The 21,454-nt window shown below is 41.8% G+C and carries 17 protein-coding genes and 1 pseudogene; 7 read left to right on the top strand and 11 right to left on the bottom strand.

Going from position 1 to position 21,454, the window contains the following annotated elements:
- Window positions 1–182: 182 nt before the first annotated feature.
- Entirely contained in the window at window positions 183–3,119 is a 2,937-nt protein-coding gene (polA, locus tag G1O98_RS04520) for a DNA polymerase I (protein WP_163927481.1), read from the bottom strand.
- 553 nt (window positions 3,120–3,672) lie between these two features.
- On the opposite strand from polA, the gene G1O98_RS04515 reads away from it, so the two are divergent.
- Entirely contained in the window at window positions 3,673–4,371 is a 699-nt protein-coding gene (locus G1O98_RS04515; protein WP_163927480.1) for a choice-of-anchor E domain-containing protein, read from the top strand.
- A 284-nt stretch (window positions 4,372–4,655) separates the two neighbouring features.
- Window positions 4,656–5,525 (top strand): Cof-type HAD-IIB family hydrolase, encoded by an 870-nt coding sequence (locus tag G1O98_RS04510; protein ID WP_163927479.1) that lies wholly within the window; start codon window positions 4,656–4,658, stop codon window positions 5,523–5,525.
- Between the two features lie 180 nt (window positions 5,526–5,705).
- On the opposite strand, the gene G1O98_RS04505 is transcribed toward G1O98_RS04510, so the two are convergent.
- Complete coding sequence (locus G1O98_RS04505; protein WP_163927478.1) at window positions 5,706–6,605, bottom strand: DALR anticodon-binding domain-containing protein; 900 nt, start codon at window positions 6,603–6,605, stop codon at window positions 5,706–5,708.
- A 311-nt stretch (window positions 6,606–6,916) separates the two neighbouring features.
- Here G1O98_RS04505 and G1O98_RS04500 point away from each other — a divergent pair, with 311 nt between their 5' ends.
- Window positions 6,917–7,636, top strand: a complete 720-nt coding sequence (locus G1O98_RS04500; RefSeq protein ID WP_012412419.1) for a Crp/Fnr family transcriptional regulator — start codon at window positions 6,917–6,919, stop codon at window positions 7,634–7,636.
- Between the two features lie 54 nt (window positions 7,637–7,690).
- On the opposite strand, the gene G1O98_RS04495 is transcribed toward G1O98_RS04500, so the two are convergent.
- The 5 genes and pseudogenes from G1O98_RS04495 to G1O98_RS04475 all read right to left on the bottom strand — a co-directional run bounded on the left by G1O98_RS04495 (window position 7,691) and on the right by G1O98_RS04475 (window position 13,523).
- Window positions 7,691–8,737, bottom strand: a complete 1,047-nt coding sequence (locus tag G1O98_RS04495) for a PstS family phosphate ABC transporter substrate-binding protein (RefSeq protein ID WP_163927477.1) — start codon at window positions 8,735–8,737, stop codon at window positions 7,691–7,693.
- Window positions 8,738–9,025: 288 nt separating this feature from the next.
- Complete coding sequence (locus G1O98_RS04490) at window positions 9,026–10,426, bottom strand: ABC transporter substrate-binding protein (protein WP_163927476.1); 1,401 nt, start codon at window positions 10,424–10,426, stop codon at window positions 9,026–9,028.
- Between the two features lie 57 nt (window positions 10,427–10,483).
- A pseudogene (locus tag G1O98_RS04485) lies at window positions 10,484–10,807 on the bottom strand (phosphate ABC transporter substrate-binding protein); the annotation flags it as partial.
- Between the two features lie 51 nt (window positions 10,808–10,858).
- Window positions 10,859–12,256 carry a serine/threonine-protein kinase gene (locus G1O98_RS04480; RefSeq protein ID WP_163927475.1) on the bottom strand — a complete coding sequence of 466 codons (1,398 nt, stop codon included), beginning with the start codon at window positions 12,254–12,256 and terminating at the stop codon, window positions 10,859–10,861.
- A gap of 253 nt (window positions 12,257–12,509) precedes the next feature.
- Window positions 12,510–13,523 carry a LysR family transcriptional regulator gene (locus G1O98_RS04475; protein WP_114084359.1) on the bottom strand — a complete coding sequence of 338 codons (1,014 nt, stop codon included), beginning with the start codon at window positions 13,521–13,523 and terminating at the stop codon, window positions 12,510–12,512.
- Between the two features lie 212 nt (window positions 13,524–13,735).
- On the opposite strand from G1O98_RS04475, the gene G1O98_RS04470 reads away from it, so the two are divergent.
- The 3 genes from G1O98_RS04470 to G1O98_RS04460 all read left to right on the top strand — a co-directional run bounded on the left by G1O98_RS04470 (window position 13,736) and on the right by G1O98_RS04460 (window position 17,582).
- Entirely contained in the window at window positions 13,736–14,458 is a 723-nt protein-coding gene (locus tag G1O98_RS04470) for an NnrU family protein (RefSeq protein WP_175586533.1), read from the top strand.
- Between the two features lie 414 nt (window positions 14,459–14,872).
- On the top strand, window positions 14,873–15,259 hold the full coding sequence (locus tag G1O98_RS04465; protein WP_163927474.1) for a thioredoxin domain-containing protein: 387 nt from the start codon (window positions 14,873–14,875) through the stop codon (window positions 15,257–15,259).
- 220 nt (window positions 15,260–15,479) lie between these two features.
- Window positions 15,480–17,582, top strand: coding sequence for an NAD(P)H-quinone oxidoreductase subunit 5 (locus G1O98_RS04460; RefSeq protein ID WP_163927473.1), 2,103 nt, complete (start codon window positions 15,480–15,482; stop codon window positions 17,580–17,582).
- A 220-nt stretch (window positions 17,583–17,802) separates the two neighbouring features.
- Here G1O98_RS04460 and G1O98_RS04455 read toward each other — a convergent pair whose 3' ends face one another.
- From G1O98_RS04455 to G1O98_RS04440, 4 genes are all read right to left on the bottom strand, one after another.
- Window positions 17,803–18,372 (bottom strand): hypothetical protein, encoded by a 570-nt coding sequence (locus tag G1O98_RS04455; RefSeq protein ID WP_163927472.1) that lies wholly within the window; start codon window positions 18,370–18,372, stop codon window positions 17,803–17,805.
- Between the two features lie 236 nt (window positions 18,373–18,608).
- Window positions 18,609–18,872, bottom strand: coding sequence for a hypothetical protein (locus tag G1O98_RS39710; RefSeq protein ID WP_163927471.1), 264 nt, complete (start codon window positions 18,870–18,872; stop codon window positions 18,609–18,611).
- The gene (locus G1O98_RS04445) at window positions 18,869–19,099 is read right to left on the bottom strand and encodes a hypothetical protein (protein WP_163927470.1); all 231 of its coding nucleotides are present in this window, start codon (window positions 19,097–19,099) and stop codon (window positions 18,869–18,871) included. The genes G1O98_RS39710 and G1O98_RS04445 overlap by 4 nt, the downstream gene beginning before the upstream one ends.
- Window positions 19,100–19,148: 49 nt before the next feature.
- Complete coding sequence (locus tag G1O98_RS04440; RefSeq protein ID WP_163927469.1) at window positions 19,149–19,412, bottom strand: hypothetical protein; 264 nt, start codon at window positions 19,410–19,412, stop codon at window positions 19,149–19,151.
- Window positions 19,413–19,761: 349 nt separating this feature from the next.
- Here G1O98_RS04440 and G1O98_RS04435 point away from each other — a divergent pair, with 349 nt between their 5' ends.
- Window positions 19,762–21,339 carry an NAD(P)H-quinone oxidoreductase subunit 4 gene (locus G1O98_RS04435; RefSeq protein ID WP_163927468.1) on the top strand — a complete coding sequence of 526 codons (1,578 nt, stop codon included), beginning with the start codon at window positions 19,762–19,764 and terminating at the stop codon, window positions 21,337–21,339.
- Window positions 21,340–21,454: the final 115 nt, after the last annotated feature.

Raw genomic sequence — 21,454 nt, 5'->3', positions numbered from 1 at the left:
AACTAAATTAAATATAACTCTTGTGCGGTAGGCCGAAAAGCCCGCCCAGTTTATGCAATTTAAATGTTAAACAGCTTATTATCTATGCAATGATCAAGAATCAAGAGTCAAAATTTTTGACTCTTGATTACCTTTGAAATTTTTCACTAAAAATTGTCTAAATCCGCAGTCCCAAATTCAACTTACTTTGTATCCATCCAATTTTCACCTACACGCGCCTCTACCAGCAACGGCACGCTCAACTGAACTGCGTTTTCCATCACCGATTTAATTTGCGGTTGTAATTCTTTCCACTCATCAGGGGGAATTTCAAACACTAATTCATCGTGTACTTGCAACAATAAACGCGCCTGATAGTTTTTCAAAACTTCATGCAGTCTTACCATCGCAATTTTGATAATATCAGCGTTAGAACCTTGAATTGGTGCATTAGCCGCCGAGCGTAATAAACCCGCATCATAAGGGCCCAAATTCTTCAATTTACTCAGATCAATATCTTCTGGGTTGCTGCCTTTTAATTTGCGTAAACTGTTATTAGTAAAATCAAAGTAACGACGACGACCGAGAATAGTTTCTACATAACCAAGAGCGATCGCTTCTTTTTTTACTTGCTCCAAATATGCAAAAACTTTAGGATATCGTTCATTAAACCGCTTAATGAACTCGTTGGCAATGTTCTTATCTATCCCAGTTGAGCGCGAAAATCTTAAAGAACCCATTCCATAAATCACGCCAAAATTGATAGTTTTTGCTATCCCTCGTTCTTCTGAGGTTATATTTTCTTTTTCAAAAACTAACCGTGCGGTAACAGTGTGAACATCTTCATTTTGCTGATATGCTTGCACTAATATTGGCTCTTGACTCAAATGAGCCAAAATCCGCAATTCAATTTGTGAGTAATCAGCAGCCACCATTAACCAACCAGCTTCAGGCAAAAACGCCTTCCGAATTTGGCGACTAAAAGCTGTACGAATGGGGATATTTTGCAAATTCGGATTAGAAGAAGATAACCTACCAGTTGATGTTGCTGCTTGATTAAAATCAGTATGCACCCTCTGAGTATCTGGACGCACCAATGCAGGTAAGGCATCAACATAAGTAGACTTTAATTTAGATAGAGTGCGATACTCAATGATCGCCTCAACAAAACCACTTTTATCATCTTCTTGGAGTTTTTCTAGTGTGGCTGCGTCTGTAGAGAAGCCAGTTTGAATTTTACGAGAATGTTTGGTACTTAACCCCAACTTTTCAAACAATATTTGGCTCAATTGCTTAGGAGAACCCAAGTTAAAATTTTCCCCAGCTATTTTAGTTGCTTCTTCTTTTAACCTGGCTAACTCCGTTTCTAAATGCTGCGAAAGTTCTTTTAAATAAGCTGAATTAATGCGGACACCCGTGTATTCCATTTGGGCTAAAACCGCTTCTAGTGGCTGTTCCACTTCCACTAACAGCTTAGACAAAGTTGGAAGTTTATCCAGTTCTTCACGCAATTTCGGCACTAAGCCAAAAGTAGAATAGGCATCCATACCGCAGTAATCTGCAACGGAGGGAACATCTATATCAGCGATGGTTTTGCCTTTAGGAACTAAATCTAAGTAACTTTTTGCTATCAATCCCAAATATCGCTGCCCTAAATCCATCAAATTATGACTTGAATCTGGATTTAGAATGTAACTTGCCAGCATGGGATCAAACACTACTCCTGCCAAATTAATCCCTTGACACTTTAAAACTAGGCGATCAAATTTAGCATTCTGTAAAGCTTTAGGGTAATCAGCGCTTTCAAGAATTGGGCGTAATGCTTCTAGTACTAAATCTTTATGCAAATTTTCTCCAGTTTTATGCCCCAGAGGAATATACGCTACCTCATCTGGTTGCATTCCCCAACAGCAACCAATTCCTACTAACTCAGCATCTCTTGGTTCTAAAGCGGTAGTTTCAGTATCCCAAGCAACGGGAATATTGGGGTTAGTGAATGTTTGCAAAAGTTTCACTAACTCAGTTAGTTTGGCTTCGGTGTTGATGATGCGTGGTGTAATAGGAGAAGTAGATTGTTGTGGAACTGCTGCTGTATCGCTAGCGCTAAAAAACCACAAATCATTATCTTCATCATCTCTCAATTCTGATTTAGGATTAACTACATCTGTTTTGGCTTCTTGCTTTTCTTCAACTTTGCCACCAAAACGTTGTTGAAGGTCGTTAATTTTCCCTAAAAAAGACTTGAATTCTAACTTTTCTAAAATGGGGGATAAAACGCTTGTATCAAATCCTCTTAATTTGCAATCTTCTAAATTAATTTCTATAGGAACATCTAAAACTATGGTTGCCAAATAACGAGACTTATCGGCATCTTCTTTACCACTTGCCAGTTTTTTCTGAGTTGCGCCTTTAATTTCATCTAATGCAGCATAAATATTGTCAAGGGAACCATAGGTATTTAGCAGCTGTACTGCTGTCTTTTCTCCAATTCCTTTAACTCCAGGAATATTATCTGATTTATCTCCACAAAGAGCTTTGAAATCGATAATTTGTGAAGGTAAAACACCCATCTTCTCTTTAACTTGTTCTGCTTCAAATTCCGTAATGCTATTTGTAGAGCGTTTTATGGCATCTGGACTAAAATTCAGAACAGTGATTTCTTTGTCAGAGTCGATCAGTTGAAATAAATCGCGATCGCCAGTTAGAATCTTTACCCTATACCCAGCCGCAGTTACTCGCTGTGCTAAGGTTCCCAAAACATCATCCGCCTCGTAACCAGGGGCAGTGAAAATTGGTAGATTGAAGCCATTTAGCAACTCATGCAGGTTTGCTAAGTCGGGAATGAAGTCTTCTGGCGTTTCTTTGCGATCGGCTTTATAAGTCTCGTCAGCTTCGTGGCGAAAAGTGGCCTCACCCAAATCAAAAGCGATCGCCATTGCTTGAGGCTGTTGTGTTGCCATTACCTCCAGCAAGCACTTCACAAAACCAAAACATATACTCGTAGGAATCCCTGCTTTAGTACGCAGTCCTCCATCTCGCCCTTTGGCGAAAGCAAAGTATGAACGATAAGCCAGCGAGTGTCCATCTACAAGGATGAACGTGGGGCGTGTTGCAGTTACAGAAGTGAAAGTTTCAGACATAGCCCTATTTTAGCCAGAAGCTTTGTCACATAGTTAGCAATTTACGATGCTTGTTCAGCTTGGCTTTGGCGACAATAGCGCACTTTTTGCGTATCAATTGCTCCTGACATATAATTTTAGACAAAGTTATGTCTACGCATTTACAGCTTTAGTACGGAAGCCCAGTAAAACAAACTTTTGACAGGGATACCACCCTAATTAAGTACGTGAGTATCAATATAATAACCAGATAGTAACTAGATTCCCAATTTCTCACCAGAAGTCGGGGATCTATATCCTGAGCGTTTTATGTTTAATAAGGTTGACCTAGCTTACTTCTCAGAAACCAACAAAAACTAGCTTAATATTTCGACATAAAATTACCGCTATAAAAGCCTCTTTAACTTAACAAAACTTTATATATACAAATCAAAAAGTAGATTTTTCGAAGGCACTTGGACATAAAAACTTTACATAAATTTACGTGAATTTATCAATACTACAAGCAAAGTTTCAGAGTTAGAAATAACTTAGTAATCCTGTAATGATTCGTTTTAGAAAAGCATCTTCCATCATGACAACAAAACTATTGAACACTCTAGCTGTTGCTACAACTCTGGTAGGAATTGTTGCGACATCTGGAGCAGCTAATGCAGCTTCTCTCTCTTACACTAGTTCTAGTAATTACGAATTCACAGATATTATTGATACACCTCTAAGCGTCCAACAATTTAACTCATCTCTAGGCACACTCCAAGGTGTAACAATAGAATTTACTGGAGATATACTCGGAAATGCAGGTTTTGAAAATAGAAGTCCAACCCCAAGTCAAACCACAGTAAAACTTGACAGTCAATTTAGCTTACAACTAAATAATCAGTCTTTGTTGGCACTGAATCCACAATATACTTCCAGTTACCAAGTTGCCAAATACGATAACATCACTGATTATAGTGGCACATCTGGAAAGACTCTTTCTAACTTAACTGCCACACAATCTGGTATCCAGACTTTTACTGATACGCAATTCTTGCAGTCTTTCATTGGTAATGGCAACATAGACTTTTTGTTCTCAGCCATAGCCAACTCATTAGTTACAGGATCGGGCAACATAAGATCCTATATTGATACTTATGCCAAAGCAGGTATCAAAGTAACCTATAACTACGATGATGTAAAATCAGTACCTGAACCCTCTGCCACACTTGGAGTTGCTTTAATTGCTGGGCTTTGTCTGTTGTCACAAAGCAAAAAAAGCTGGAACAAAGGGTAAAATTTATAGGCTTTATTGAATAGGTGGTTTTTCTCATATTATCTATCCATCAGGCTTTCTAATTTAAATGAAAAACCCCGATTCTCGAAAAAATCGGGGTTTTTTGTTGTGATTATTATCCAGAATTTTGAATATAAAAAAAACTATAGCAATCTAAAATCATGTGATTCAGCATCCTCATGTTAGAAAAGTTAGGTTGACTAAAGAACCCAATTTTTGCTATTACTGCCCACTGGTCGCTAGAGCCTGTTAACCTCTTACTGGAACTTAAAATCTAGGAAATTATGCAGAAAGCATCTGCCACCCATTTGGCATCCACCGATTATCAGGCTGCTGCAAAAGACATTAAACTACTAGTTTTGGATATAGACGGCACGATCGCAGGACACTCTAACACCATCAGCGCAGGTGTAAAGCAAGCTATTGTTGCAGCGCAAGCACGAGGAATTCCAGTGGCGATCGCTACAGGTAGGATGTACCGTTCAGCCTTGCGTTTTCACCAAGAAATCGGCTCTACATTACCATTAATGGCCTATCAAGGAGCCTGGATTCAAGATCCAATTACTCAAAAAATTCATCGCCATTGGCCTGTTTCCAGGGAAATGGCTCATCAACTACTCGACTATTTTGAACAGCCTGAGTTGCGATCGCTCCTATCTGTCCACTTTTACATCAACGATCAGCTATACGTCCGTGAAATAACCAGAGAAACCCAAATTTATGCAGAACGTTCTGGTATTACTCCGATTCCGGTTGGTGATTTGCGCCAAACTTTAACAAATGAACCGACAAAAATTCTCGCTTTGTCTGATGACATAGATTTAATCGATCAGTTATTGGGGAATTTGCGCCGCCAATATACACCTGCTGAACTTTATCTCACAACATCTGTTGCTAGCTTTTTTGAAGCAACTAACGCCTCTGTGAATAAGGGAAGTGCTGTGCGTTACCTAGCCGAAGAATTACTGGGATTAGAGATAGCCAACGTTATGGCGATTGGTGATAACTTCAATGATGTAGAAATGCTAGAGTCTGTTGGACTTGGTGTAGCTATGGGCAACGCACCCGAAGGAGTCCAAGCGATCGCGCAGTGGGTAGCTCCTAGTGTAGAGGAAGACGGAGCAGCAGTAGCAATTGAAAAGTTCTTGCTGTAATGAGGACACTTTTTCAAGCCTAAACCCTATAAATCAGAAAGGACACCGACGACTGGCCGTGTTTCGTCTCGGTGCCCTAGCTGGTTCGCTCCTCACACACCTGCTAATGTAGCCGAGGTGATGCATTGAGTCAATAGCTATTATAAAAGTTTTTATTTGTGCCTAAGCGACATTACCGATTTATAACTCCAAGGGCGCAAAAACACCCAAGTTTTCCTCTAGTACGTATCTTAATACTGACTGAGTAGCCATAAGTAATCCAAGTCTGGCTTGTGCTAACTCTGGTAATGTAACTTTCACCTCACCCCAAATCCGGCAATTAGACCAGAAGTGTTCAAAAGCTTGACTCAAATTCAGCGCTAATTTTTCCCATTTCACAGAACCGTTAATATCAGGGGACTCTATGTTGTCTACTACTTGTATTAACTCGGCAATTAAACGACGCTCAGCTGGATGATTTAGTCGTAATGTTTCATTACAGTTGAGCCAAGGTAGAGGGTTAGGAGAAATAACATCCCAAAAACCTTGACTAGTATTTGTAACAGGTTGTTTAAGTTTAATCAATCCCTCTCGGTGAGCCAGAAATACCAGCGAACAGCAACGTGCATGGGCGTGCTGAATAGCAAATAGTGAATTGGGGATTGGGGATTGGGCATTGGGGATTGGGCATTGGTTATTCACCTTGCCTCCCCCTGCTCCCTGCTCCCCCTCTTCCCCCAAACTCCCAACTACGAGACTTTGTAACCAAGTCGCTAAGGTCGAGTGAGTCAATTCAAAATGTATCCAGCCAGGAGGAACAATTTGGATGCGAAAAACGCCACCACAAGTCCTTGATAAATCAGATGCGATCGCACTAGCAAGCTCCATAGCTTTTCGATTCTGAGATTTTGACAGTTGCAGAGACACATTTGAGGTATATAAAACTCTATTTTCATCTCTATCTTTATGTAGAGGAATTTTTTTATCTTTTATGCATCCATTCTCTGGGTTATAAGTATCAATGCTTAGTGATTTTCTTAAATAACTGTACAATAACTGCTTGATTGACTTATATTTGCTAACTGGTAATTTATAATGCACGTAATATTATTTAAACAGCCATGTAAGATATATTTGTTACTTTTCTGTCATCTATCTTGCGGTATAAATTGAATTTAGATGAAGAAAAATGAGAAGAGGATAAAATTTGATGAATAATCGATGAATAGTAAGTAAACTTTACTACCATCATTGTACAGTAGGAAGTATAACAAAAGAGTAGAGAGTAATTTTCTTTCTATTCTTTGGATTGGCTGACGCTGTTAGGCGTTAAGCCTGCCTCGTCAACACAAAGACACTCCTTGCACCTTTTGATCACGTCTTTGTCTTCAGCCGAACGCTCTTTGTTACCTATGCAATCTCCATCCTCCTTTTCTGAGGCATCACGGCCTTTTTTAACTTGGCAACGAATTCTTGACTGGGCTCAAGAACACTATCGATGCCGTACCTTTAGCAAAGATGAGCGCATTCCAGCCCGGCCTGGATTGCTATATTTGGTGCAAAGGGGTGCGATCCGCATGGTAGGCACTGCCCAAGTTAGTGCAACAGCTAGTCAGCTAACGTCTCGACGAATCAACAGAACCCCAGAAGAAGCGTTCTTGGGTTTTGTGGGAGCGGGACAGCCATTTGAAATTGTTGCTCAGTCACCATTTACACTCCAGGCTTACGCCCATGTTGACCAAACTGCGGTGCTGTGGATGTACTGGCATGATCTAGACAACTGGCCTCACTTCCGTCGTGAAGTTATGGATGCCTTTAGGTATCAGCACCAGCGTAAGCTGCTGTGGCTGAGTGCCTTGGGACAACGCCGTACAATTGATCGACTCTTAGGATTTCTCACATTGTTAATTGAGGAATATGGAGAGCCAGCAATGAGCGACACCGATCCTGATGTGATTCGCGGCTATTGTCTGCCTTTCCCCCTCACCCATGCCCAAATTGGTAGCGCGATTGGTTCGACCCGTGTCACCGTCACCCGCTTGATGGGTAAGCTGCGTCAACGCGGCTTAATCCTCACCCAAGGGGATAATTTAATTTGTTTGCCAGCAGAATCGATTAATAGAGCTGGTTAAAGCAGAGTTCAGAGCGGCGATTTCCGCCACTCTGCCTGAGTGTAATCCCAGGTGTCAGCGAATTTTGACAAATCCAGCTTGGGTAATCAATTCCTGTCCCTGCTCAGTCAGCAGTAAGTTGGCGTAAGCGACACCTGCTTGCTGCTCAGTCTGACCATTCTGTTTGACCACCACAAACAGATTGCGGGTAATCGGGTATTTTCCTGATTGGAAAGCCTCAATATTCAATTTGTTCCGTTTACCAGGACATTCAGACGGGAGGACAAATGTTTCTTGGTAAGGAGCGATATATTGCCCTTGTGTTCGCCCCAACGGTAAGGGTTTGATTGAACATTGAGGAATCACCTCTGGGGCAGAAGCGTAGTAGATACCACCAGAACTACCAGCCAATTTTTGCAAGGCTTGGGTGGTTGTGGAGACAAATTCCACATTGGGGCTAAAAGCTTGACCACCCAAGATGTCTTGGACAAAAAGTTCTACAGTACCGCCATCAGCAATGCGGCGAGAATAGGGCTTAATCGGGATATTGGGGCCACCCACCTGGCTCCAATTATTGATTTTGCCTGTGTAAATTGACTTTAATTGGTCTACAGTCAGTCCTGGGATTTTGAGGTTGGGGTTAACTGCGACTGCTAAACCATCAATAGCTACAGGAATTTGTTTCAAACTGAATCCACGCTGCTGGGCGCGGCTTAATTCCTGATCGAGAACTGGTCGGGAAGACTGGGCAAAGGCTAGTTGACCGTCTATCAGTGACTGGATGCCAGTACCAGTACCAGGAGATGCATTACTGGGTTCTACATAACGCAGCCGAAACTCTGGTCGCGCCGCTTGAATTGGTGAATCAACTACCAAGCGAATCGGTGCCCAAGATGTACTGCCTCCGTAATTAAATAATCCTGTAGGAACATCCTTTACTGAAGTGAAAGTATTGCCACTAGGTTGTTCTGAGCCAGTTTGGGGCGTTTTGGTGCTACCAGAATTAATTGTATTTAGATTGACACTAGACTTTCTAGTAAACCACCAAAAACCGCCAGCTATTAACCCGGCTGTGATTAGGATGGATAAAACAAGAATAGTTGTTTCATTTTTTTGAGACATAGTAAATTACCCACACGTCCATTCAATATAAGTGCTTAACTTAATAGGTGCTTGCTACTTGCGATTGTATTGGCAGGACGGGTGTTTTGTTAGTGAATTATGACAAATCCTAACTTCTGAATTACTTACGGTTTTAGATATAGTAAATTTCCTTTGAATTATTTGTTACTTTTCTATAAGGCATAAATTGTTAGTTGGCGTTAATATTTTTCCCTATAAAGCTCAATTTCTCATCTTGAGAGCTTTTTTAGGTTAACTATTGGTTAATTTTTAATTTTTTATTGCTGATTAACGCACTGGTTCAAAGTCATAACCAGTGCGAGAGCGAGAACCAGGAACGATTTTTACAAGTTGGACTGGCGCATTGCGATCGCCTGATGCTAAAAACCGAATTGTACCAGAAGCGCCGGTGGCAGAGAAGTCAGAGGAAAAGAGTGCTTGTTGGACTCCAGAACGTGTGGGATTGCGTTTTAATGCCGTAATCAAAGCCACTGTAGCATCATAGCTGAGAGCGCTTCGCCAACTCACATCACCACCCCATAGCTGCCGAGATTTCTGGGGGAAATCTGATTTAGGATCGCCGTCAATATGCCAGGGAACCGCCACTACCATCCCCACAGCTTGTTCTCTACCAATCTCTAAAGTTTTGGCGGTATAAACATCATCTCCTGCCAGCAGAGTTAACCGTTTCTGATTAATATGAATTACTTGCAGCGCTTTATCGAGAGTTGCTGTATTAGCAGCTAACATCAACACTTCTGCACCTTGTTTAGTTGCTTCTTCTATACTTTTAGCTGCACTAAAATCTGCCTTGGATAAGTCAAATTCGCTGGATATCTGTCCACCTTCTAAAGAAACAGATGAAACAAATTCAGACTTTAAGGACTGGCTATAGTTGCTTTGTGAATTAAAGAAAACCACTGCATTTTTTTTCTGCAAAGTTCTCACCATATAGTTGGCTAAACTTCTCGCAGCCATAAAATCACTGGGAACCGTGCGAAAAACGTAGCGGCTAAAGTTAGAAATTTTGACAGATGTACTGGTAGGGGAAATAGCTACAAGTTGTCCAGAAGTATAAATAGTACCTGCGGCTAAAGTAGAATCGCTAGTGATGGGCCCAACTACACCTAATACTTCTGAATTGCTGACTAGGCTAGAAGCGATTTGCTTTGCTATTTCTGGATTGTCGTCGTCGTTAGCTATACCTACCCTCAACAGTACTCCTTTAGCTCCCCCAGAGGTATTAATTTCATTTTGGGCTTGAGCGATGCCACGTAAAATTTCTAAAGACGCATTGGGGTCAGTGCCTATTGCTACGGAAGCCACAATGGTGTAACTCTTGGAAGAGCCAATGCGGGCGTTATTAAGAAAGATCAGTGCTTCTGGATCGTTACGGTTGAGTTTTAGGGAATCTGTGAAATTAGCGATCGCTTTATCATAACTTTTAGCAGCGATCGCCTGGACTCCTTCTTTTTTTGCAGCAGAAACCGCACCTGGAGTCAAAGTTTTGTCCCCAAAACTAATCCGATCTTTTAGGGATGGATTTTTGCCTGCTTCTGAACCTGGAATGATGGTATTACTTATTTTGACTCCAGAGCCATTAGTAAACCACCACACACCTCCGCCAACTATTCCAACTGTCAGCAACAGAGCCAAAGCTAAAACTGCGGTTTCATTCTTTTGTGACATGAACAAATTTTAATAAAATAAAAATGTTTATTATTTGGCTAAATCTAACTCATTTGATCATTTAATTCTGACAAATCCAGCCTTTTCGATCAGGCCTTGACTCTGAGGTGTCAGCAGCCAATTTGCATAAGCTTCGCCAGCTTGCTGATCTGCTTGACCATTCTGTTTAATAATTACAAATAAATTGCGGGTAATTGCATAATCTCCACTACGAAATGCCTGACTATTCAATTGATTACGTTTACTGGGACATTGAGATGGAGGTACAAACGGTTGTTGGTAAGGAGGCACTAATTGACTGCTTGTGCGTCCCAGTGGTATGGATTTAATAATACACTGAGGTACAACCTCTGGGGCAGAAGCATAGTAAATTCCCCCAGGAAGTGTTTCGTTTTTCTGAGACATTATGTGACTATTAGCACCAAAAGCTTTTTAAAGGATGAGAGATAATAATTTATAAATAAGCCGAAATATGGCTGTAAGTGAAATGGCTACCAATGCTGCTGCAACTGATAAAATGACCACTGCCTGAATGCCAAGACCCCCTTGTAAAAAGGGAATAAAAAAAATAATCGCAAAAGTAATTGTCGGAATAATTAATAAATCGAACTTTTCAATCCAGCGTCTGGTTTGGGCAAATACCAGTATTCCCAAAATTACACATACAACGCTTAAAGTAACTATTGGTGATTGTACTAGACTGAAGAGGGCGATCGCTATCAATGCCCCCTCAAATCCACTAAATGCCGCTCCACCCAACAATTCCACTGTAGAAAACGCTGGTTGAGTTGGTGAAGGCTGGGAGACGACGGGATTAAAACTTTTAGGTGATTGTGGTGGAAGTGTTACAGAAGGCGAATTAAGCTGTGTAGCGGCTAGAGGCTGTGAGTAAAGTGTATTTAGAACTTCCTGCGCCGATTGAAAGCGCTGATTAGCAGCAGGTAACAGCATCTTATCTAAAATGTCAGCAAGGCGAGGATTGACATTTACTTGCTCCCGCCATTTCCACTGGTTGCTATAGGCATCAAATAGTTGAATTGCTTCTTGATTTGTTAATAAGGTAATAATAGTTACAGCTAAAGCGTATAAGTCTGTACATGGGAATACTTGCCCCCCAGCCATCTGTTCAGGTGGTGCAAATCCCATAGAATAAATTCCTGTGGAAGAAGCAGCTCCTAGTGCAACATTTGTTACTTGCTTAACTGCGCCAAAATCTAAGAGGAAAAGTTTCCCATCACGACGGCGCATGATGTTAGAAGGTTTAATATCTCTGTGGATAATGCCTCGATCATGGACAAACTTTAGCACCTTCAGGATTTCTTGCAGCACCTCTAAGACTTGGTGTTCAGAAAATTTACCCTGTTGAACTAATTCTTCTTCTAAATTTTGCCCATCAATATATTCTTGTGCTAAGTAAAAAAATTGGTCTTCCTGTCCTGATTGCGAACTATTAACTATCACTGGGAAGAAGGCAAACAGGTCAGGAATTTGTTCGTGATCGTTACCAAGTTGTGCTAGAACGTCTGCCTCTCTCTCAAACATTATCTGTGCTTGTTGCAGTTGAGTTGAGGTTAAATTACCCACTGGTTGAAACTGCTTAACCACGCATTGACGCATTCCTGGGATGCGGCGATCGCGTGCCAAAAATGCTGCTCCAAATCCACCCCTTCCCAGCAACTTCGTGGGTACATATCGACCATCTAACAGCAGTGGCATACCACACGTAGTACAGTATTTTTGCTGCGTTGTTTTCAGGGTTGTAATATCATCTAAATCAGCAAAATAGTTTTGTGGGCGTGGACAACGTGGACGAGTACAGTAAACTTCCATTTTCGTGATTAGTCATTAGTCATTGGTCATTTACAAAAAACAAAGGACTAATAACCTTAACTAATTTTAGATTTTAGATTTTAGATTTTGGAGTTAAGGAAAAATTTCCCATCCAAAATCTAAAATGTTGGCTTTATACCCTTGAATTAATTCGTGGAGATGAATCAAATAATTTCATGATCTCAAGCTCCACTTTTCCTATGGGGTCAATCCAAAATCTTAAATTTAAAATCCAAAATTGTGTTACCAGATTTTAGTCTTCGCCAGAGGAGGCGGGTATTGCTATATCCAATGTAGTTACCACGATGTTTTTTTGTGTAAATTTTAACACATCTTGACTCCATCCAGGGTTAGCAAACTGGGGCAAAATTTCTTGACTAAAGGCTTCTGCGGCCTTGGATCTATAGCGATTGGGATTAAAAATCAACCATAGCGTCCGTTTGACGACTACCCCTTCAATAGGGGTACGGTGCAGAACACCCATTTGTAACTCTTTAGCGATCGCACTTGTTGAAACAAAAGCAGCCCCTAAACCAGATTGCACAGCATTCTTAATTGCTTCAATGGAATTTAGTTCCATTTCAACCTTAAAACGTCTGGTATCAATTTCACAACGTCCTAGCACTTGATCGATGACTTTGCGGATGGTCGATTGGGAATCTAGGGCAATGAATTGTAATTTATATAGGTCTTCTTTTTGGATTGTTTCAAGTTTGGCAAAGGGGTGAAAGACAGGTAAAATCAACGCTAGTTCATCTTCTGCGTAAGAAAGAACTTCCAAAGATTCTGACAGTTCACCAGGAATTTCACCGCCGATTATTGCCAGATCAACTTGTCCGTTAGCGACACTCCAAGCAGTCCGCCGGGTAGAGTGGACGTGTAATTGCACTGCCACATCTGGATATTTTTGTCGGAACATTCCGATCATTCTAGGCAAAAGATAAGTGCCGGTGGTTTGAGAAGCACCGACAATTAACGTACCGCCTTGGAGATTTTGTAAATCCTCAATGGCGCGGCAGGTTTCTTGACACAGACTGAGGATTTTTTCACCGTAATTTAGGAGTAGATGTCCTGCTTCAGTTAATTGGGCACGTCGTCCTCCACGGTCGAATAAAGGGACATCTAGCTGCCGTTCAAGATTTTGGACTTGTAAGCTGACGGCAGGCTGGGAGACATAAAGACTATCGGCGGCACGCTTGAAGCTTCCTTCTTGTGCGATCGCTTTTAAAATCCGTAACTGATCTAAAGTGAAAGGAAGGTCAGACATAAGGCTCAACCCACAAACATTGAAAGGAGCGGATGCACACAACAAATAAACTTTGGCAGCAATCAGCCGCGTCTGATTTGTTGCATATTAAACTTGAAGACTTGACTCGAAAAGGACAGTAGCACAACATCTTGACTAAAGTCTCCTTTGGAATACTTTGTGGTATTGGTTGTACTGAATTCAATTTTCTTTAAATTACTTCACCCGTTTATATGCTGCTGATTTCTTGGTTGACACCCAGTCATTTTGTCATACTGGGGTTACAAATAGTTTTTGCGATCGCTCACAGTGGAGGCGCTGCTTTGCGTCCTTGGGCAGAAAAATATATTGGCCCAAGGCTTTATCGCATTTTCTTTGCATTAGTCAGCCTACCGTTGGCTGTGATATTAATTATTTACTTTTTTGGGCACCGCTATGATGGTTTGCAACTTTGGCAGGTACAAGGAGTGCCAGGAGTACGAGAATTTGTTTGGCTGCTGTCAGCAATCTCGTTTTTGTTTTTATATCCTGCTACCTTCAATCTACTAGAAATTGCTGCCATTCAAAAGCCCCAAGTTCATCTCTACGAAACAGGAATTATTCGAATTACCCGTCATCCCCAGATGGTGGGACAAATAATCTGGTGTGTTGCCCATACTCTCTGGCTAGGTACTACCTTTACCCTTGTGACTTCCATTGGATTAGTGTTGCATCACTTGTTTGGGGTTTGGCATGGGGATCGCCGTCTAAGCGATCGCTATGGGGAAGCCTTTGAAATTGCCAAACAACGGACTTCAATTATTCCCTTTAAAGCAATTATTGACGGCCGTCAATCTATCTTATGGCAGGAATTTCTCCGCCCTTCCTATTTGGGAGTTGCCATTTTTATCGCTTTGCTTTGGTGGTCGCACCCTCTGTTGATGGAAGCAACTGGTAGAATAAAATGGGAGATTTAAGCGATCCCCAATGTCAGCAGAAAATCCCAAATAGATTGGAATTTCCGCTTATCAATTGCTCCGAATCAATGTAGGATAAATTCAAACATCTATCAGTGGGGGTGCGTTTAGTCGGCTTAAGATTTTATATTGGTAGTTGAAGACCCGTTGTCTTTCCTTGGGAGTCAGTAGCAGATTCAGTCAAATCCCAGGCGGACAAAGCAATCAGGAGTCTAACATCCGAAAAAGCCACAGTGAGAGTCGCAGTGGCTTTTTACGTCAGAGACACATTAACATGCTGAATTTTTGCCCAATTATTCTGTGTCCTGAGATTTGGTTCCTGAAAGTATCTATCGGCAGTTACTGACTTACCAATCCTTCACTTCAGTACTGATAGGTAGTTTGATATAAAAACCTTATAATCCAAGAGGCGTCATGGTGTTGTCGGTTAGTGAACGGACATTTACTCAAGAAGTTTTAGAATCACCTATTCCTGTTTTAGTTAACTTTGAAGCACCTTGGTGTGGCTTGTGTCGGATTATCCACCCACTGTTGTTGCAATTTCAAGCCCAATGTGGGGACGAAATTAAATTAGTTGGGGTTAACGCCGATCAAAATTTTAAATTGTCTACTACTTATAGGCTAAAGTCACTGCCAACTTTACTACTGATTCAAAATGGCACTGTTCGCCATCGCTTAGAAGGCTTTCGCGGCAGAGAAGATTTACGTCTAGCTTTAGAAGACATTAAAGCCAGCTACAGCAATTACGCGAAAATCTACAAGAGTCCAAAAACAGTGGACTTAGAGTGTCGATCAGCTTGATGAATATTGGGAATAGGGCATGGGGCATGGGGCATGGGGCATTGGACAAATGACTAATGACCAATGACTAATGACTAATGACTAATGACCAAATCTAAAACCATGCTTAACACCCCACCCAATCAGTCTTGGGTGGGTTATTTTATCCTAAAGGGTGTGTGTCACAATTATTAACAGTTTCGACACGCTAAATCAAGAATTCTAAAAGTAGGCGTCAGTGATGGAAGTAATCTATCAGTATGCCTGGCTGATTCCGGTGTTCCCTCTTTTTGGGGCAATGCTGGTCGGTCTAGGGTTAATCTCGTTGAATCAGGTGACAAACCGCCTACGGCAGCTTAACGCTGTGGTGATTATCTTCATGATGGCAGCAGCTATGGGGCTGTCGTTTGCCTTGTTATGGAGTCAAATTCAAGGACACCCGCCCTATCTCCGCACCTTTGAGTGGGCGGCAGCAGGTAATTTTCACCTGAGCATGGGCTACACTATTGACCACCTGACAGCCCTAATGCTGGTGATTGTAACAACGGTAGCCTGTTTAGTCATGGTTTACACCGATGGCTATATGGCTCACGATCCCGGCTACGTGAGGTTTTACGCCTATCTCAGTTTGTTTGGCTCCTCAATGTTAGGTCTGGTGGTCAGCCCCAACCTAGTACAGATTTATATATTCTGGGAACTTGTGGGGATGTGTTCCTACTTGCTGGTCGGCTTTTGGTACGATCGCAAGTCAGCAGCCGATGCCGCTCAAAAAGCGTTTGTTACCAACCGCGTCGGCGACTTTGGTTTGTTACTCGGCATTTTGGGGTTGTTCTGGGCAACAGGAAGCTTTGATTTTAATATCATGGGCGATCGCCTCGCTCAGCTCGTGCAATCAGGTTCTATCAGCAATTTTCTCGCTGTCCTGTTGGCGATTTTAGTTTTCTTAGGCCCAGTTGCAAAATCAGCCCAATTTCCCCTCCATGTCTGGCTACCAGATGCGATGGAAGGCCCCACCCCCATTTCTGCCTTGATTCACGCGGCAACAATGGTGGCGGCTGGTGTTTTCCTGATTGCCCGGATGTACCCAGTATTTGAAGACGTTCCAGCCGCAATGAATGTCATTGCCTTTACTGGGGCGTTTACGGCGTTTTTGGGGGCAACCATTGCCATTACCCAAAACGACATCAAAAAAGGCTTGGCTTACTCCACCATTTCCCAACTTGGTTATATGGTGATGGCAATGGGAATAGGTTCCTACAGTGCTGGACTATTCCACCTGATGACCCACGCCTATTTCAAGGCGATGCTGTTCTTGGGTTCAGGTTCTGTAATTCACGGTATGGAAGGTGTCGTCGGTCACGACCCGGCCTTAGCGCAAGATATGCGGCTGATGGGTGGACTGCGAAAATATATGCCCGTCACCTCAATTACCTTTTTGATTGGTTGCTTGGCAATTTCTGGTATTCCGCCTTTTGCTGGTTTCTGGTCAAAAGATGAAATTCTAGGGAAGGCTTTTGAGGCTAACCCATTTCTTTGGATGATTGGCTGGCTAACTGCCGGGATTACAGCTTTCTATATGTTTAGAATGTATTTCATGACATTTGAAGGCAAATTCCGGGGTACTGACGAGAAAATCAAGGAAAAACTCAAGAAAGCTGCGGCGACAATTGTCCTGGAATTAGAGTCAGAAGAACCAGTCCCGAATTTTGGGCCTGGGGCGATGAAGAAAGGAGAATTGGCAGCAACTAGTCAGCATCATGACTCCCATGACTCCCACGGGCATCACAGCGACTCCCCCCACGAATCGCCGTGGACGATGACGCTGCCGTTGGCACTGTTGGCTGTGCCTTCGATTTTGATTGGTTTGGTGGGAACTCCCTACGCCAATTATTTTGAAGAGTTTATCTTTCCTCCTAGTGAAACTCTCTCCGAAGTTATAGAAAAGGCTTCCGAGTTTAATCCGACGGAATTCTACATCATGGCGGGTGCCTCAGTCGGAATTTCTTTGATTGCGATTACCCTGGCTTCGCTGATGTATTTGCGCCGTAAAATTGACCCGGCTGCGATCGCTGCTAAAATCCAACCACTTTACGAGTTATCGCTCAACAAGTGGTACTTTGATGACATTTACCATCGGGTTTTTGTCCTCGGCTTGCGTCGCGTAGCTAGACAAGTTATGGAAGTTGACTTCCGCGTTGTAGATGGTGCTGTTAACCTCACAGGCTTTTTTACTCTTGTTAGCGGTGAAGGTCTGAAGTACCTAGAAAACGGTCGCGCTCAATTCTATGCCTTGATTGTGTTTGGGGCGGTTTTGGGTTTAGTGATTGTCTTTGGTGTTACCTGATTTTCATTGGGGTGGGCGATCGTCCACCCCTAAGTTTTTTAAGAGTTTTAAGAGTCTAATTTAGACTCCTTTTTTTTTGGCTGATAGTTTAGTAATTTAATATACAGTCTCCTAGATTACTCAAAAACCTCCTAGTTCAGAAAAAGGTAGCGAATAGGCAAATGATTTTCTCGTCTGTCTCAGAGGTTATGTTAGACCGGAGACTTTGATTATATAGATATCAACGCCAAGAGTAAAACACTACGATTTCGATTATAAAACTCACAAGCTTTCCCAATTCGCTTGAACTGGTTTGCACTGTCGTTTCCATGTCACCAGTACTCAATATCTGTGCAACAGGCTTTCCCGTATTGCGCTGCCAAACTTCTCCCCACTGACCATCATTACAATCAGCCTCACCTTCATTGACAACCATTCGTAATTTCATTGTCGATTTATCTGAAGTAATAATATCAAAATCTACCCAGTAATACTGTCCAATATTATCGAAATACTTTGATGGATGCTCTCTATAAAGCCTAGTAGAATCTTTAGCATTTTCTCTATGATGATCGGGTATGTTTGGACATTCTAAGTATTTTGCCGTACTACATTTTCCTAGAATTGAAACTGACCGAATTGAAAAGAGCATTTCATCGAATCTATCTGTCCAGCTGTGTGCCTCTCTTAGTTCGGCGAGCGATTCTCCCTCTAGTGGATGTTTATTTTTAACAGGCGACAACTTATTAATGCAAGTAGGCCATTTAACTTGCCTATCTTCTTTACTATACAGAATCCACTTCTTCGTCATAGCAATTGCTTAAGCTCACTCAAAATCCATGATATCTGAAAGTATCGAAGAAGAGCTAAAGATTCATTGACAAACTGTAAAAGTTTTATAAAAAGCAGAGTTAGCTGTTAATAATGGAGCAGAATTGGAGATTATTAGATATGCAGTTTAGTGTTCTTATTTGTGTTTCTGCTTTAGCGATGGGTTATTCAGATTATGGAATTTTATTATAATTGGTAAATAAAATAGCGATCGTGTTATGAAAAAAAGCTTTCATAATCGTCATGGCTACCTATCCAGAACCATGTAACTGTATCACCCTCCAAAACCCCAATTGCTCGATAATTGCGAGTTATTCTGACAGACCAAATATTCTCCTCGTTATTTATACATTTGAAATGCAAAGACGGATGAAAAGAATTTTCTCTCCATAACTGATAAGCTTTTTTCGCACTCTGTCTAACTTGCATTTCAAGAGACTGATATTTATCCCAAAAAGAAGGAAGAGTTGCAGACTTCACAAATTTTCATAGTTCATAGGTTTTGCAAGTCCTTCTGCAATCTCTCTTTTAGCAGATTGGGCAGATGCAATCAGTTGTTGTTGAGTTTTCTTAAATGATTTATTCCATTTCAATTCATCTTGCAAATCTTCCAGGTACTCTAGAAGATGTTCCACAACTCTTTCTTGTACATCTTCAGATAAAGATTCCATCATCTTAACTACAGTAGCGATCGCTGGAGATGACATAATCGAATTTCCCTTATCAACTTTCCCTGTCTATTTTACTAAAAAAAACTCAATCAAATCGCTTACTGTAGTCCCAAAGCTCTGAAACTGGAAAGGTTTGTCCTAGTGCTGCTTGTCGCACGGACTCTTGCAAATCGGCTAATATTTGTGCTTTTGGCTCTTGTTCATCAATCCAAGCTAAACCACTGACGTTATCAGAATTTATGGAACTTATAAGCTGTTGCCAAAGTTCTACAGGGACGAGTACATCAGTTGTTTCTCCATTTACGTTGGTGACATAACGAATCTGACTTTCAATTTGTGCGATTATCATAGTGTTATTTCTCCTGTGATGCTTTTTTGTACCGAATCAACACTAAACAGCATCTTGTATTTTTAGAGATGCGGTAGGCTACGCGTAGACATGGAGCGGCTTGTCGTAGACATCGCACCGCTAAAATTCTAGTTTACCAACTTTTTTAGGGTAAATTGTTGACCTGACCGGGAGTATCACAACCTACATTCCGCACGCCCAAAGGTCAAAAGAGACTCCCAACAGAAGAAACGAGGGATTGCCAATTTAATTAAATCAACCTAACGAGGAAGACGAAATCCCTAAAAAGCTGTTACTTAATAACTAGTGACTTTTTGCCAAACATGATTTTGATAGCAGACGAATTGTGATGAATATAGCTAATTTTCCGTGGCTGACGACGATTATTCTGTTTCCGATAGCCGCGTCGCTACTTCTTCCCGTCATTCCTGATAAAGAAGGCAAAACAGTGCGCTGGTACTCCCTTATCGTGGGGCTGATAGATTTTGCACTAATTGTTTATGCTTTTTATACTGGGTATGATTTCTCCAATCCAGATTTGCAGTTGGTGGAAAGTTACCCCTGGGTACCACAAATCGGTTTGAATTGGTCAGTAGGGGCAGATGGCTTATCCATGCCCCTAATTATTTTGACTGGATTCATTACCACGCTGGCGATTTTAGCAGCTTGGCCTGTCACCTTCAAGCCCAAGCTATTTTACTTCTTGATTTTGGCGATGTATGGCGGTCAGATTGCCGTGTTCGCCGTCCAGGATATGCTGTTATTTTTCCTGGTGTGGGAACTGGAACTAGTACCGATATACTTCCTGCTGTCGATTTGGGGAGGTAAAAGGCGGCAATATGCAGCGACCAAATTCATTTTATACACTGCTGGCGGTTCGCTATTTATTTTGCTGTCTGCCCTGACAATGGGATTTTACGGCGATACGGTGACGTTCGACATGAGAGCGATCGCCTTAAAAGATTTCGCCCTGAATTTCCAACTAGCTCTCTATGCTGGCTTCCTAATTGCCTACGCCGTCAAGTTGCCGATTATTCCTTTGCACACCTGGCTACCTGATGCCCACGGTGAAGCGACAGCACCTGTACACATGTTATTAGCAGGTATTCTCTTGAAAATGGGCGGTTACGCCTTAATTCGGATGAATGCCCAAATGCTCCCCGATGCCCACGCTTATTTTGCACCAGTGTTAGTGGTTTTAGGGGTAGTTAATATCATCTACGCTGCCTTGACATCCTTTGCCCAGCGCAACCTAAAGCGAAAAATTGCCTACTCTTCAATTTCTCACATGGGCTTTGTGATGATTGGTATCGCCTCCTTCACTGATTTAGGATTGAGTGGGGCGGTGTTACAAATGGTTTCCCACGGGTTAATTGGGGCGAGTTTGTTCTTCCTGGTTGGCGCAACTTACGATCGCACCCACACCCTGATGTTGGATGAAATGGGCGGTGTTGCGAAGAGAATGCCGAAAATTTTCGCTATGTTCACCACCTGTTCGATGGCTTCTTTGGCATTGCCAGGGATGAGCGGTTTCGTAGCAGAATTGATGGTGTTTGTAGGCTTTGCTACTAGCGATGCTTATAGCTCTACCTTCAAAGTCATTGTAGTGTTCTTGATGGCAGTTGGAGTGATTTTAACTCCGATTTATCTGTTGTCGATGTTGCGAGAAATTTTCTATGGAGAAGAGAACAAGGAATTAGTTTCTCACCAAGCTTTGATAGATGCCGAACCCCGTGAAGTCTTTATCATTGCCTGTTTGTTAATTCCAATTATTGGTATTGGTTTCTATCCAAAATTGCTGACTCAGATGTATGACGCGACAACTGTACAATTGACAGCAAGATTGCGTGATTCCGTACCGACATTAGCACAGCAAAAAGACGAAACCCTAAAAGTTTCTTTGAGTGCGCCCCAAATTGGTAATTAAGTAGCGATCGCTAGTTTAGTTTTAATATTGATTGCTTTAAGGGCAGGTTTTATACTTGCCCTTTTTGTTACTTATTCGTAACTTTTTATGGGGCACGCTATTTTCTAACTCCTGG

This window comes from Nostoc sp. UIC 10630, from assembly GCF_010747425.1.
GTDB lineage: Bacteria > Cyanobacteriota > Cyanobacteriia > Cyanobacteriales > Nostocaceae > Nostoc.
Note: the sequence above shows the minus strand (reverse complement) of the source record. Positions and strands in the feature narration are given on the sequence as shown.